Origin of the sequence: Anaeromicropila herbilytica, from assembly GCF_016591975.1 — a bacterium.
Classification (GTDB): Bacteria; Bacillota; Clostridia; order Lachnospirales; family Lachnospiraceae; genus Anaeromicropila; species Anaeromicropila herbilytica.
On sequence record NZ_AP024169.1, the window covers coordinates 3,115,103 to 3,131,482 of the forward strand.

Annotated in this window: 13 protein-coding genes; all 13 read right to left on the reverse strand. The window is 30.2% G+C overall.

Annotation, left to right across the window (positions count from 1 at the left end; translation table 11 throughout):
* Nucleotides 1-268: 268 nt before the first annotated feature.
* Complete coding sequence (locus bsdtb5_RS13505; RefSeq protein WP_271712506.1) at nucleotides 269-1,786, reverse strand: L,D-transpeptidase family protein; 1,518 nt, start codon at nucleotides 1,784-1,786, stop codon at nucleotides 269-271.
* 235 nt (nucleotides 1,787-2,021) lie between these two features.
* Nucleotides 2,022-2,564, reverse strand: a complete 543-nt coding sequence (locus bsdtb5_RS13510) for a glutathione peroxidase (protein WP_271712507.1) — start codon at nucleotides 2,562-2,564, stop codon at nucleotides 2,022-2,024.
* 163 nt (nucleotides 2,565-2,727) lie between these two features.
* Nucleotides 2,728-3,168 carry a MarR family winged helix-turn-helix transcriptional regulator gene (locus tag bsdtb5_RS13515; RefSeq protein ID WP_271712508.1) on the reverse strand — a complete coding sequence of 147 codons (441 nt, stop codon included), beginning with the start codon at nucleotides 3,166-3,168 and terminating at the stop codon, nucleotides 2,728-2,730.
* Nucleotides 3,169-3,332: 164 nt separating this feature from the next.
* Nucleotides 3,333-5,147 carry an oligoendopeptidase F gene (gene pepF / locus bsdtb5_RS13520; protein ID WP_271712509.1) on the reverse strand — a complete coding sequence of 605 codons (1,815 nt, stop codon included), beginning with the start codon at nucleotides 5,145-5,147 and terminating at the stop codon, nucleotides 3,333-3,335.
* A gap of 297 nt (nucleotides 5,148-5,444) precedes the next feature.
* Nucleotides 5,445-6,479: a 2-hydroxyacid dehydrogenase gene (locus bsdtb5_RS13525; protein WP_271712510.1), complete on the reverse strand. Its 1,035-nt coding sequence runs from the start codon at nucleotides 6,477-6,479 to the stop codon at nucleotides 5,445-5,447.
* 269 nt (nucleotides 6,480-6,748) lie between these two features.
* Nucleotides 6,749-6,907: a rubredoxin gene (rd, locus tag bsdtb5_RS13530; RefSeq protein ID WP_271712511.1), complete on the reverse strand. Its 159-nt coding sequence runs from the start codon at nucleotides 6,905-6,907 to the stop codon at nucleotides 6,749-6,751.
* A 105-nt stretch (nucleotides 6,908-7,012) separates the two neighbouring features.
* On the reverse strand, nucleotides 7,013-9,253 hold the full coding sequence (locus tag bsdtb5_RS13535) for a serine hydrolase domain-containing protein (RefSeq protein ID WP_271712512.1): 2,241 nt from the start codon (nucleotides 9,251-9,253) through the stop codon (nucleotides 7,013-7,015).
* Nucleotides 9,254-9,436: 183 nt separating this feature from the next.
* Nucleotides 9,437-11,659: a serine hydrolase domain-containing protein gene (locus tag bsdtb5_RS13540; RefSeq protein WP_271712513.1), complete on the reverse strand. Its 2,223-nt coding sequence runs from the start codon at nucleotides 11,657-11,659 to the stop codon at nucleotides 9,437-9,439.
* Between the two features lie 222 nt (nucleotides 11,660-11,881).
* On the reverse strand, nucleotides 11,882-12,451 hold the full coding sequence (scpB, locus tag bsdtb5_RS13545) for an SMC-Scp complex subunit ScpB (protein WP_271712514.1): 570 nt from the start codon (nucleotides 12,449-12,451) through the stop codon (nucleotides 11,882-11,884).
* A gap of 10 nt (nucleotides 12,452-12,461) precedes the next feature.
* Entirely contained in the window at nucleotides 12,462-13,220 is a 759-nt protein-coding gene (locus bsdtb5_RS13550; RefSeq protein ID WP_271712515.1) for a segregation and condensation protein A, read from the reverse strand.
* Nucleotides 13,221-13,317: 97 nt separating this feature from the next.
* A complete protein-coding gene (locus bsdtb5_RS13555; RefSeq protein WP_271712516.1) occupies nucleotides 13,318-13,926 on the reverse strand; it encodes a hypothetical protein in 609 nt (202 codons plus the stop codon).
* Between the two features lie 153 nt (nucleotides 13,927-14,079).
* On the reverse strand, nucleotides 14,080-14,949 hold the full coding sequence (locus bsdtb5_RS13560) for a metallophosphoesterase (protein WP_271712517.1): 870 nt from the start codon (nucleotides 14,947-14,949) through the stop codon (nucleotides 14,080-14,082).
* A gap of 108 nt (nucleotides 14,950-15,057) precedes the next feature.
* Nucleotides 15,058-16,329 carry a D-alanyl-D-alanine carboxypeptidase family protein gene (locus bsdtb5_RS13565; protein WP_271712518.1) on the reverse strand — a complete coding sequence of 424 codons (1,272 nt, stop codon included), beginning with the start codon at nucleotides 16,327-16,329 and terminating at the stop codon, nucleotides 15,058-15,060.
* Between the last annotated feature and the right edge of the window lie 51 nt (nucleotides 16,330-16,380).

Consider the following 16,380-nt stretch of genomic DNA (forward strand, 5'->3'; position numbering starts at 1 on the left):
TACTAATATTCCATATGAAATGCAAGCATTTTTTTAGTTATGATAAACTGAGAGTTTAGTATTACTGTTATTTTATATATAAAAAAATTAAATCTATAAAAAACTGTTATTATACTTCTATAAAATCCTTGATTATAAGCCTCTTTCCAAATTTCATATTTTTTTTAAACAAAGAGTTTCTTCCCATTTAGAGAAAATATCTAAACTAAGAAAAAGCGGAATACTTATCATCGTATCCCACTTTCTATTCTTAACATATTGTATTAATTTAATTGTTATTCCCAGCATTATCTTGAAGGCTATTATTCTGATTTACATCACTATTTTCATTCGTTGAAACTCCATCATTTGATGCATTATCCTGTGTACCTTCTTTAGCTCCATCTACTTCCAACTCATAGCAAATAACTGCTGTACCTTTTTCAATGTTTTCATATATTTTCTTTGCTACTGCCGGTGGTAGATTAACACAACCATGTGAACCACGTGTTAAATATATCTTTCCACCAAATTCACTTCTCCAAGATGCATCATGAAGACCTATATTGTTATTAAATGGCATCCAATAATGTACTGGTGTACTATAATTTTCACCAACTAGAGTAGCATCCCTTTGTTTATACGTAATCGAATAAGTTCCAATTGGTGTTCCATGCCCCTTCGATACATTACCTGATACAAAGTCCGAATCCACAATAAGTTTTCCCTCTTTATAGAAGAATAGATGCTGTTCTTTTAGATTTACTTCCACATAGGTATCACCAAAGTCATATTCACCGTAACTTCTAGCTTTCTGATAATAATTAGGCTCCTTCAGTATATCGTCGCCTTTCTTAACCGCAGCAATTAACTCCTTAACCTCAGCTCCTCGATTTAACCACCATCCATAGTCACCACCGATCACTTTTATGGTTTTATTATAGGATGTTTTAAAATCTCTCTTCTTCCCAAAGGTATTATAAGTATATCCTAAATAATCTACATACTTTTTAACGCTATCAGGGTTAATGACAACTTTCATATTATCATTTACCTCTAACCATTGGCTAATAACTGATGCATCAACAACTTCTTTCACATCACCGAATTGATATGTAATTGTTGTATCAATATATTCGTTCAGTTTTTCGAGCGCTTGTTGTAGCTCTTTGGAATCCGCCGTGTACTTTGGTTTGATATAACAATCCTCATCTTCTAAAGATAGTTTTTTGTTCTGATGATTTATTGCATCTTTTACTTTAGTATAGAGTTTCTTTTTGTCTACTTGGTTTCCTTGCACTGCTTCGACTATTTGATATCCATTTGCTGAATAATCACTAATATAAGCATCCACTGGCTTTTCAACTTTATCTTCTTTAAAACATTCTAATTGATCTACTGCTTTCTTTAGCAACTTTTCATCATAAGAAGCAGCAACACCTACATCATAATGATGCTCTTGCCATAGTGACGAAATCCAAAGATATGGTTTTTGCTTATTTAATACTTTTTGCACGCTGTCATCTAACGTAGCTTTCATATCAATATCGCTTGAGGCTATGTACTCTTTTTTATTGCCTCTTTCCTCTAGCTTCAATACATAAGTATCTATTCGATTTGTTATTGATTGTTCTACCTTTTCAATTGATTTTCCTGAATAGTTAACATCATTAATGTATGTTCCAAATAGGAAGTGACTCTTAAAATAAATAGAAAAACCAATATAAATCATAATAAAGAACGCTAGACAGGTTAATATAATCAGCAATATTGTATTCATTTTAAACAAATTTTTCTGCTTTTCCATTGTATACCTCTCTAAATTATATGAGAAATTTAACAAATCTTCTCATTTATTATATTCTATTTGGTTATAAAAAATAATCACTAGACAATACAATTATAATATGAATCCAAGAAAATGTCTATTACACACATGTTAAATAACATGTTACAAAATGTAACAAACGTGTAACTATTCCACAAAAAACTTTTACCTATACAACGACTATATGAATCACACTTACTATATTACTACCTAATTATTCCCGAAGTAATTCCGCTATTCTTCTATCGATATCATAAATCGGATCGGTTGGCTCAAATCTTTCGATAACATTACCCTTTCGATCAACTAAAAATTTAGTAAAATTCCACTTAATATCATCGTTCTCTTTATAATTTGGATCAATACGTTCTAATGCTTCTATGAAAGTCTCATTCTCTTCTATAAATCCTTGAAATCCTTTCTCACTTGTTAGATGTCGATATAATGGATGTGCATTATCACCCTTTACTTCTATCTTAGCATGCATAGGAAATGTAATTCCAAATTTTGCATCACAAAAACTTGCTATTTCTTCATTACTTTCTGGTGCTTGATTCGCAAATTGATTACATGGAAAATCTAATATCACAAAGCCTTCTGAATGATATTTTTCATATAAGTCTTGAAGTTCATCATACTGTGGTGTAAAACCACATCTTGTTGCTGTATTAACTATAAGTAGTACCTCTCCTTCATACTCAGATAAAGATATTTCTTCATCCATAATATTATTTACGTTAATTTTATAAATGCTCATAATATGTATTCTCCTTATATCTATCATTTAATTGTCTACAATTTAATTATATTCAATCTTATTATCTTCGTCAAGTACAAACTTTAAATAAATTTATTTCTTATCTACAGATAAAAAAAATGTATCCAACCAAGTTGAATACATTTCATATCTATTTATCTATCTATTCATGAGCTACCATATCAATTTCAAGAATCTTATGTAATATCCTATGAAGATTCTTAGCATCTTCGCTTGATAAAGGGATGCAATTAGCCATAGACTTTGGCACAGATACTGCTTTATCTTTTAACTCAATACCCTCTTTCGTTAATTTAATATATACATTTCTCTCATCATCTTCTGATCTTTTCCTTGTGACAATTCCTTGTGTTTCAAGTTTCTTTAATACAGGTGTTAATGTACCAGAATCCAAGAAAAGTAAATATCCTAATTCCTTTACGGTAATGTTATCTTTCTCCCATAGAGCCATCAAAGTAATATATTGAGTATAGGTTAAGCCCAATGGATCTAAAAACGGTTTATATAATTTAATAATCTGTCTAGAACAGGCATAAAGTGGAAAGCATAATTGATTCTCTAATTTTAAACTATCATAATTCATAACTTACTCCTTTTAAAAACTATATTTTTATTTTTCTTCTAATTTCATTAAGAGATGAAATAGTCTGAACTATTTCTATTAGAGATATCATATCACACAATTTAATTTAACACAATCATATGTTTTCATTGTATGTATCGGATCAGTTCTAAATGTAGATCAATCTAGTTATCCTCTTTTAGTAAATCTTCCATTTCATTAATTAATGTTCCGAACATATATAAAGCATCGTCAATTGGTTTACTTGTTGTCATATCTACCCCTGCTTGTTTTAACAATTCTATCGGTGTAAGACTACATCCAGCCTTTAAGAAATGTATATAATCGTTGATGGCTTTTTCGCCTTCATATAATAATCTTTTAAAAATAGCAATTGCTGCACCATATCCAGTTGCAAATTGATAAACATAAAAATTGTAATAAAAGTGAGGAATTCTCGCCCACTCCATTCCAATTTCCTCATCAATAATTATATCTTCTCCAAAATAACCTCTATTTAATTCACAGTATACTTCTTTCAATAACTCAGAAGATAGATTCTGCCCTTCTTCTACTAAGCGATATGTAATCATTTCATACTCTGCAAACATTGTTTGTCTATATAAAATAATTCTAAATTGCTCAAGAAAATAATTAATTAAGTATGCTTTTTCCAACTTATTATTACTTTTTAACATTAAATATCTTAATAGCATTGCTTCATTACACATCGAACCAACTTCTAAAACAAATGTTTCATATTTTGAATAGATATATGGTTGCTCTTTACTAGACAAATAAGAATGAACCGCATGTCCTATTTCATGCGCTAACTTAAATAAACTTTCCAAATCATCTTTATAATTTAACAGTATGTATGGATGCACTCCATAGATATCTGATGAAGACGTTCCACTTCTTTTTCCGTCATTCTCGTACACATCAATCCATCGATTTTCAAATGCTTGTTTTAAAACTTCTTGATATTCATCACCAAGTGGCTTTAAAGCTTCTAGCACTATATTCTTTGCTTCTTCAAAAGGTATATGCATATCTACATTCTGTACTACCGGAGTATATAAATCATACATATGTAATTTTTCCACATTTAATAATTTTTTTCTTAACCTTACATATCGATGCATATAATGCATGTTATTATGTACGGAATCAATTAAGTTTTTATACACTTTAGTAGGTATATTTGTGTCGTCTAAAGCAGCTTCTAATGCTGTTTCATAGCTTCTAGCTTTTGCAAAGAAAATATTCTTACGTACATTTGCATTATAAGTACTCGCTAATGTGCTTCGAAACTGATTAAGGGTATGATAGAATGCATCAAAAGCCTCCCTACGAACTCGCATATCTTTGCTTTCTAAGAAAGATACAATTCTTTCACTAGTAACTCGAATAGAATTTCCATGTTCATCCATAATATGCGGATATATTATATCATTATTCATTAACATTAAATACGTATTAAATGGCGACTTTGCTACTTCATTTGCAGATGCTAGCAATGTTTCCATCTCAGCTGATAATACATGTTCTTTCTTTCTAATAATATCGATAATAGCATTTTTATATTTTTTAATTCCATTATTCGACATAAGTAATGTATTCATCCTTTCATTATCAATATTAATAATTTCAGGAGTAGAAAAAGCAGAAGCTCTAGTAAGATTAAAATACAATCCTAGTGCTTTATCTCTTATTTCTTGATAGCTCGGATTATTAGTGTCTTCATCAACTTTTCGGTCAGCATAGCCATACACTCTATCAATCAATTTACCCACTTCATCCATTGATTGAAAAAAATCTAATAGTATATCACTTGATTCCGATAATCTTCCCTTATAAATAGAAATATGGTTTATCATAACTTGTAAATTATAATAATCTTCCCACCATGCTTCAATATTTTCATATAGGTCACTAGTAGCCCAAGTATATCTTTCTTTTATATCACTATGTTTTGACATTTTCATTGTTATTTCCATGTAATTTCCCCCTGCCTATGATGTAATATATAAATATTACAATAGTCCTTTGTAATTTTAACATATAATGGTATAATTGCAAATAAATAATAAAAAATATTTCCAATTGTAATCCAAATATACTTTTATACAAAAAAAAGCTCCTTATGGTGTATAACTTTAATTTTGATATAAAAAGTTCAACACCTGACAGGCACATTGAGGAGTTGAAACTCTTTATATCTATTTCTTATCAAAGTTATTAGCCACTCGTCGCTTCAATATTAGGAATTATTGTAGTGATGAAAGAATTTCTTATTAAAAGCATTTTCCATTTTGTTTCTTATTGCATGCTTCTCCTTTACCACATTGGTAACATATCTCATTACTTAATGAACTGCCTAAAAAGAATTCTTGTAAATTAGCAAATGTAGTATCTGCTATATTAGAAAGAGCTTCCTCAGTTAAAAAAGCTTGATGTGATGTTACAATAACATTAGGCATAGAAATCATTCTAGATAAGATATCATCCTGAATGATTGTATATGACATATCTTCATAGAATAGATCAGTTTCCTCCTCGTAAACATCTAGTCCTGCTCCACCAATAATGGAATCTTTTAGTCCACTTAATAAATCTTCACTGTTGATTAATGCCCCCCTTGATGTGTTAAGAATTATCACACCTTTTTTCATCTTACCAATTGAATCTTCATTTATTAAATGAAATGTTTCTTTCGTTAAAGGGCAATGTAAAGAAATAATATCTGATTGTTTACATAATTCATCAAATGGTACATAATGAATATCTGAATCCTTTATTGGAAATAAGTCATACGCAATTACATTCATACCAAATCCCTTACAGATATCAATAAAGATACGACCAATCTTACCAGTTCCGATTACCCCAACTGTTTTTCCATGTAGATCAAATCCTGTTAGTCCATTCAAACTAAAATTGAATTCTCTTGTTCTATTATATGATTTATGAATCTTTCGATTGAGTGTTAATAATAATGCCATAGCATGTTCTGCCACAGCATATGGTGAATATGCTGGCACTCTTACTACGTGAATCTTGCCATAAGCAGCTTTAAAATCTATGTTATTATAACCTGCACAACGCATTGCAATTAATCTAACACCATTCTCATATAAAATATCTACGGTTTTCTTATCTATTGTATCATTTACAAATGCTACTACAGCCTCATATCCTTTTGCCATAATTGCAGTTTTACTGTTTAATTTTTCTTCAAAATAATCAATTTCAAAACCATACTTATCTTTATTGGCTTCAAAATATTTTTTATCATAAGGCTTTGTATCATAAAAACATATTCTATTCATATCAATTCCCTCTTTCCTCTATTCATCTAAACATTTATTAGATATCATTTAAATATTTTATTACTATCACTGATTAATATTATTTTCTTTAATTAGTAATAGTTACTGTTTTTATTTATACTAACATATTTTAAATGATATGTCTATTATTTTGCATAAATTTATCAAAATATAATTCAAAAAGGCTATCCAAAGCGCTATGTTACACTTAGATAACATAACTCAATGAATAGCCTTCTATTATCAAATTAACTAGTTATAACTATGGATTATTCAATAACTGAAAAAGCTGTCTTATCTAATCCACATACTGGACATACCCAATCTTCTGGTATGTCTTCCCACTTGGTTCCTGGTTCGATTCCACCATCTGGATCTCCTAACTCTGGATCATAAATATAACCACATACACATTCATACTTTTCCATTAAACTATACCTCCAATTATTATGTAAGCTATAGTAATACGAATTACTATGCAACTATAATTATAACACATTATTCCATCATTGAATACTAATAAAAACTTATTCTTATTGATATTCTACTTCAAAAAGAGAGTCTGCATTGCCTGTAAATGCAATAGTTCCATTTCTAGGTAATGTAACCTTATTCGTATTAGCTATATAAGAATCAAGTACTAGGTTGCCTTCACTATCATATACCATAAAAGCTGCTTTACTTGGAATCTTCACCTTAATACTTCGTTTATTTTCTCCTTTTCCAACATTATACCATACTGCATATCCATCATTTTTAATCTTACATGTAAATTTTTTCTTTGAAGGTAGATTCTTAACTACTTTTCCTTCTACAAATACGTATCCATTTACATCAAAGTATTCTGTATTTCCTTTCTTGAAGAAATGATAATCTTTTAAATCTCTAGCTAGTGATCCAGGACCATTTAATTCAGAAATTGCATTATTTTCATCTACTATTTTATGAATATCCACATATCCTTCCAATCCTTTTGTAAAAGTTAATTCTGATTTAAGACACCCACTTAAATAGATTGCGGATGAATATTTTTCACTAACTAGATAATAGCTTTTGCCTTCTCTCATTTTCCATGCACTTAATATTTCATTGGAAGGTTTTGTTATTTGAATCTTTTGACCAATATATAAGCAACAAGCTGTCTGCCCTACGTATTTCATCATATCATAAGATGTTCTTCTAATGTAAGTTACTCCATTACTTTCCTCAACAAAATCTAATGTCACACTACCATCACTAGATACAAATTTTCCATTTCCTGTATAAATCATTGTTTGAGAGCCGTATTCACTATATTGTGGATTTGTTAAGCAAAGTGTTCCATCTTCTTTCATTTTTACCGAGAGTATGCTACCCGAGGTAAGGTAATAACCTTCATATTTTTTCAACTCATTTGGTAATGGTGCTTTTACTGGAGTTGTATATGTCTTATCTGGCTTAATCTCACTAATATCTCCCTTTTCCTTCAAAGCATTTAGTAATATTTGCTGCCCTGCAATTAGATTATAGTCACTACTTCCACCAGATGACACAACAGCAATTGCCATATTTTTATCAGGTAGCACAATCATGTTAGTATGATAGAAATTGCTATCTCCAGCTTTCGTCAAAGCTTTGATGTTATATTGATTAAATGGATAGGTATCAACACAATCCCATCCTAATCCATATCCAAGAACGTTGTCTGTACTATCTGTCCATATTCCCTTTTCATATTCTTTATTCTCCATAGCCTTTCTTGATTCTAGAGTAAGAATACCATTTCCTCGCTCCATAAAAGTTTGTGCGAATATACACAAATTTTCTGCATTAGAGTATAACCCAGCAGTTCCAATGGCATTAAAATTTTCTTGTGGCAACTCATTTTTCATATCCGCAGAATATATTCTAGCTAATCTAGTGCTATCAAACTGACTAACAGGAGTCTTCGTATCATCCATAGAAAGTGGTTTTAAGAATGTATTCGTTATATAAGTAGTATAATCTATGCCTGTGACACGTTCTATTAAGATTTCAGCTAATGCGAAACCATCATTACAATAAACACTATAAGCTCCAGGATCCGCTTTTAGACGTTGATTCTCCAATTGTTTCAGTAAATGGTCATGATAAAAAGTATCATTGTCACCCATTAATATAATATTTGGGTTAGTCGTTCCCATTAAACCTGATGAATGATTTAATAACATTCTAACTGTTATGTTTTTATAGCGATCATCTTTCATCTTGAATTCAGGAATATAATTAACTACTGGTGTGTCTAGACTTACTTTTCCTTCTTCAACTAGTTTCATTACTGATGCAGTTGTAAACATTTTACTAACAGATGCAATTCCATACATTGTATCATTTGATAAACTGATTGATTTATCCCTTAGAGAATAATTACCTGCATTACCTGATAATACAATCTTCCCATTATCAATTAACGCATATTGAACACTTGTTTCTCCATATGTAGTTGTCAAATAAGAAGCTATCTTATCCGCTACTTTTTTTGTCCCAGCATAATCACTTGCTGAAAAGCTCTTGATTCGATTGCTTGTATCTTTTTCCTTTGGTAATCGCTCAGGATACGGAATATCTAATTGACCATTTATGTCTATCGGAAATTTTTCTTTATTATTAATAATTCCGATTGTTTTATTACCTATGTTAGAATTCGTATTATATACTTCTGTTGAAGCCTTTACACCATTTCCCGTATATGCGGATACTATACATAGAACTGTAACTAATAGTAATGATAAACCACTTTTCCATCTTCTTCTCATAATCATCCCTCTTTATTGTTTACATATTTTGGTAGCAAGTACAATAATATCTTAATTACCATATAATTACAATTAATTTTTTCTTAAATTTTTCATAAGAAATTTCCTATAAGTTAAAAAAAAGAATGGATCCATCCCGAATCCATTCTTTCTTTCAAATTACAATATTAATTTAGTCTTATTCTATTTGTATTTTACAGTAAATTTTGAGTTTGCATTACCTAAAAATGCGATTTCGCCGTTTTTAGGTAATGTCACTGTATATATTTTAGACATGTAAGAATCATTCACTAAGGTACCTTCACTATCGTATACAACGAATGCAGCATTCTTAGGTACTTTTACCGTAATCTTCTTACCATTTAACTTTTTAGGAATTTTATACCATACAGCATATCCATCTTTATTAATCTTAGTTGTGAATGATTTAGAAGAGATATTTTTAATACTTTTACCTTCTACTAACAGATATCCATCCATTGAAAGGTATTCTACATTACCTTTTTTGAAGAATGTATAATCCATAATATCACGTGACATACTTCCTGGACCATTTAATACAGCAATAGCATTGTTTTCATCTATTATCTTATCTAATCCAAGGTATCCTTCATATATTGCGCTATTATCTAATTTCATATTTGGTGAACCTGCAGCATAAGACGCTGATGAATATTTTTCATTTAACAGATAGTACTCTTTTTCAATTCTGTTATCCCATACCTTTGCAACACTATCAGAAATGTTATTTAATTCAATTTTCTGTGCAATATATAAATCAACTGCCGATTGTCCAAGATAAGTTATATTATTGTAGCCTGAATTACGTAAATATGTTACTCCATTGCTTTCCTCAGTAAAGCTAAATGTTCCTGAACCATCTGGTAATGCAAACTTTCCATTTCCAACATATACGAAAGATAATACACCATATTCTTTATGTTGAGGATATGTAATGTCTAGAACACCTTCATCTTGCATCTTAATATTTAGGAAACCATCCGAAGCTAGATATGTACCTTCATATTTTTTCATATCACTGGTAAGCGCAACCTTTACTGGCTCTGAAAATGTTTTCTCTGGCTTAATTTCATTAATTACACCTTTCTCTTTCAAAGCAGTTAATAATATCTTCTGTGCTGCAACTCCGTTATAAGAACTTGCCCCACCTGATGATACGATAGCTATGGCCATATTTTGTTCTGGTAATACAGTTAGATTCGAATGATAGTATAATGTATCTCCACCTTTTGAAAGTGCTTTTATATTATACTGATTAAATGGATAGGTATTAACACAGTCCCATCCAAGTCCATAACCTATAGAATTATCTGTATCATCAGGCCATATTCCATTTTGATACTCATTATTCATCATTGCATTAAGAGAAGATGAATTAAGTATTCCGTTTGAATCTTTCATAAATGTTCTTGCAAAAATACATAAGTCTTCTGCACTTGAGAATATACCACCAGTACCAATAATATTAGCCATTTCTTGTGGTAAAACAGAGCCATCCTCCATTGAGTATAGTTTCGCAAGTCTAGTATGATCAAATTTACTTACAGGAGTTGCTGTACTATTTAAAACCAATGGATTTATAAATGTGTTTGTAATATATGTAGTAAAGCTTACACCAGTTACTCTTTCTACTAAAATCTCAGCTAAAGAAAATCCATCATTACAATATACGCTATAAGCTCCTGGATCTGCTTTTAAACGCTGAGTTTTTAATTCCTTCAATAAATGGTCATGATAAAACGTATCATTATCATTAAATAATAATGCATTTCTTGAAGAAGTTCCCATTATACCTGATGAATGATTTATAAGCATACGAACAGTAATCTTTTTATATCGCTCATCTTTCATTGTGAAATCTTTAATGTAATCTGTAACAGGTGAATCTAAATTTACCTTTCCATCTTCCACAAGATTCATCACTGCTGCAGTAGTGAACATCTTACTAACAGAGCCAATTCCATAAATTGAATCATTTTTGATAGCTGTATTGTCTATAACTTCACTATTTTTAGCATTACCAGATAATACGATTTTACCATTATCAATTAATGCATATTGAACACTAGATTCTCCATATGCACTTGTTAAATAAGATGCAACCGAATCTGCTACTTCTTTCGTATCTGCGTAATCACTTGCTGAAAAACTTTTTACAACTTTTTTAGAATCTTTCGTTTTAGGTAGCTTATCGGGATATGGAACATCAACTTGCCCGCTTGTCTTTATTGATTTTTCACTCGTTGTATCTGTAACAACACCAATATTAGTTCCTTTACTTTCTTTCCTCACCGACGCGCCCATTACATTTACAGTGAATGCTGATGACATGCATAGAACCATCATCAAAAGTAGTGCTATAACTCTTTGCCCGCATTTTTTCATATACTTCCTCCTAATATAATTTTTCCATGTAACATCAATATCATACCTTTTATCTAGGCAAAATACAATTAGAGAATGATTAAATTTTATATAATACAGAATCTAGTACTTTTTTATAAATGAGTGGTTATGAAAGACTTTTAACCCAATATCATAGTTATAAATAAGGAGAACTCTACTAGAGTTCTCCTTATTTATTGAATGACGAATATTATTATTAATTCAGATTTCTAACTGTAGTTGTACTTCTTTCTCTGCTTCCAATTTAAAATCTTCAACTTTATCAGCATTAATTACTGGTAATTCTTCGATAGATTGTACTCCAAAACTTCTTAGAAACTCTTCTGTAGTTCCAAATACAATTGGTTTACCAGGTGCATCTAACCTTCCAACCTCGCATACCAGGTTGTATTCAATTAACTTATTCACTGCATGATCTGATTTAACACCACGAATTTTTTCTATTTCTATCTTGGTAATCGGTTGTTTATATGCAATAATGGATAAAGTCTCTAAAAGCACATCTGTTAAAGTATGTTTCTTAGGTATATGGGCTATCTTAGTCAGTACTTCATACATGCTTGTCTTGGTACAAAGTTGAAAAGCTCCCTCTAATTCAATGATTTGTATCCCACGATTTTCTTCTTCGTAATGATCCATCATATTATGTATCACTTTTTTAGTTGTCTCTTCATCATGTCCTATTGCTAACGCAATTCGATTTAGATCAACCGCTTCTCCCATTGTAAATAATATAGCCTCTATCATAGCTTCTAACTTATCAATTTCCATAAGTTCACCTCTAACTAACGCTTGCATTTGCATCGTATGTAATTAATATATCTTCAAATAAATTTTCTTGTAAAATTTGTATAATTCCAGTTTTCATTAATTCTAAGATTCCGAGAAAAGTTACTATAAGATCCATCTTACTACACTGTTCCTCAAGAAGCTTGCGAAAACCGAATGTATGATTCTTCTTTGCAAATTCTTCTATATAAGACATTTTATCACTTAAGTTTATCTCTTCTTTTTCAATTTGCCCAAACTTGCTTCGAATAGGGTCTATCTTATCTGCCTGCTTTTTGATTACAGATTCAAAGATTCGATGTAACTTTGACAAAGTGATATCTCCTAAGAGTTCTTCGATATTAATTTCTTCTTTATAGTCTCTTATCTCATCAGGTATACTTGGATTCTTAAACATTACTTTTGCAGCATCTTGCTGCTTGTCCTTTAATTCTTCTGATATAAACTTGTACATCTTATATTCAAGCAATCGATCAACTAGCTCTTGCCTTGGATCCTCTTTTTCCTCATCCTCTTTATCTTCCTTAGGAAGTAACATTTTGGATTTGATTTTAATCAGAGTTGCGGCCATAACCAAGAACTCACTCATTATATTCAAATCTTTTGTCTGCATATTTTTCACATATTCTAAATATTGCTCCGTAATTAGTACAATTGGAATATCATATATATTAACTTTATTTTTATCAATCAAATGAAGTAATAGATCCAACGGACCTTCAAAGACTTCAAGTTTTACCGGTATCCCCATATCACACCAATCTTTCTATTTAAATATTTTAACTGTTCAGCTACTACAGTTAGAATTTCTTAATCCTCTGAAACATTACTTTTTTTATCATTAACTTCTATACAAAAAGATTAATAACGGAAAAACTAACAGCTCGTATTATGTCAAAAATTATAGTTAAAATTAATATAGCCTTTATATATTGATCATTTTTAATAATGGAAAAATATTTACTCGGAGATTTTCCTGCTATTAATAGCCCCATATCAAATGTTGATACTGGGAAAAGATTTACTATAATCATTGTCATACTTAATAAAACAAACATTGAATTTAAAGCATACCAAAAATATTTCACAAAAAAATCAACACGATTGTTTATATCATATGCAAAAGCCCCCTGAGGATAATTGCTTTTATATATAAATAGACTAATTCCGAATATGGCCAATAACGTAACAAAACCTGCTATCCCTAACCTAAAATTTGTCCTCTTATCTTTAATACGGTACATATATGGTTTTGAAAACCCTGTTGATGTTGTAACACATAATATTAATCCAATTGGATCTATATAATGATGTATTTTATATATATTTCTTTTCGATTGTGGACTTTGTTCTTTATTCTGTACATTATAAACCATTGCCTTGATTAATTCATGAAGCATCATAATGATACAAGCAGCGATTATACTAGCAATAAGTCCGATAAGTTTTTGCTCCATTGCTTCATCCTCTCATAACTATCTGATTTTTATAATATAATTCTATCAAATTTCTTTTGTATTGAATAGTTACATTCTAACTAACCTTTATTCATAATTTATTTTAAAGACTAGTAATTATTTTACTAGGGATTGAACGAATTATCAAGTAAATCATTGATTTTTTAAATGTATGACAACTAATTCTGGTTTATTAAGAAAACGAATCTTAATAGTATGCATTCCTAGTCCTCTTGATAATATCATATGTTTTCCTGATTTTTCGAATTTTCCCGCATCATATTTTGGAAACAATTGATATTGTGGAGATATTACTCCACCCACAAATGGAAGACGAATCATACCACCATGAACATGTCCTGAAACAACCAAGTCAGCACCCCAATTAACATAATCTTCAAAGTACATCGGATTATGAGCAATTAATACTTGATATTTATTCTTATCTGGTCTTCCTAATAGTTGGTTTAAATATTCCTTCGTCATTGTAGGTCGATTTATCTTCTTATAGAAATCCTCATGTAATTCTAAACCTGTAACTGTTATACTACTGTTTCCTCTTCGAATAGCTACATGTTCATTAGTCAACAAATGAACACCCATTTTTTTCAGTTTTTCTATATATACTTTATAAGTTGTGTTCTTGGTTTGCTCATATATTCCGAGCCTTTGCTCATGATTACCGTTCCCATAATACACGGAATATTTTTTTGTCAATTCACTTAATAAATCGATTGCCACTTTGGTATCATAACCGACTTTACCAACAATCATATCACCTGCTATCAATATAATATCAGGATTTATTGCTTTAATTCTAGCAATTAGAATTTTATTATTTCTACCATAACAATTGTTATGTAAATCAGAAAGTAATACAATCTTGGTGTTATGAAACTCTCTAGGGACTTTTTTTGAATCAATTGAATATTCTGTTACAGTAAGTTTTCTATTTTCATAAAATAGAATGATTAGAATCACAATGATTGCAAATAAAATTCCACCTAAAATATATAAATACAAGTTAATTCTCCTAACTTTTTTAGTTCGGATATTTAAATCTATAAATACCCGAACTAATTTTTTAACCTTTGTTTTACTATAACGAATAAATATTTTTATGTCAATCTACTAATTCATCTTTTCATTAGTGATTAAATATTGAAGAATAATTTTGCCAAAAAAATGTGTAAATGTCGCTTTATTTATCGTTTCTTTTGCTACGATATCTACATTTCCGATTTCTTTATCTTTATTGAAGTAATGAATAACACCTATTTTTTGATTTTCTTTTACTGGCGCTGTAATATTATTATATAACTCTACTTCTTTTTTAATATCTTCTTTTTTTGTATTTTTCAAACAAATATAATGAAAGATCTGACTAGCCTTTGCTTCTACTTTATCTTTTATACCTTTATTCACGGTAACACTACCGAGATTATCATTGACACTGCTGTCACTATATAAACTACAATTTGCAAATCCATAATCTAATAATCTAGCTGCTTCATGAAATCGATCCTTTGTAGATGGTGCTGCCATGATAACAGCAATTAGATCCATTCCATCTCGTTTTGCAGTAGCTGACAAACAGTATTTTGCTAAACTTGTCGAGCCTGTTTTTAGTCCGGTAATACCATTATATGTCTTAATTAATTTATTCGTATTTGATAATCCAAAGGTGGATTCACCTTTTTTCGTAACATGGGTAATACTGTCCATCCAAACCGTACAATAGTTCTGAATGTCTGGATGTTTCGTAACTAATTCCCTAGACATTAAGGCTACATCATATGCAGTTGAATAATGATTATCTACATCAAGACCACAACAGTTTACAAAATGTGTATTCTGCATTCCAAGCTCTTTTGCTTTTTCATTCATTCTTGCAACAAATTCTTCTTCAGATCCTGCAATATACTCAGCCATTGCTACGCAAGCATCGTTAGCACTTACTATACTAATACATTTTATCATATCATTTACTGTCAGTGTCTCATTGGGTTCAAGCCATACTTGTGATCCTCCCATAGATGCTGCATGCTCACTTACAGGAACTTGATCCTCCAATTTAATCTTTCCAGAGTCAAGAGCTTCAAAAATTAATAACAAGGTCATAATCTTAGTAATACTTGCTGGTTTTAATTTTTCATCTTTATTCTTTTCGAATATAATCTCTCCTGTAGAGCCTTCAATTAGTACTGCAGATTTTGATGTGATATTGATATTAGCAGTTTCTTCTTTAGATTCTTTTACTGCTTTAATTGTACTAGTTTTTGTACTTACCTTCGTATAATGTAACCTCGTATTTTCCGTTTCTTGTTTCGCGAAGACAAAATTATTGCATAATATACTAGTCAATAACACAAAAATTGTACTAATTGCACATAGTTTTTTCAAAAATATCCCTCTTATATCTTGTTTTCATTAATACTATTTTAATATACTAGT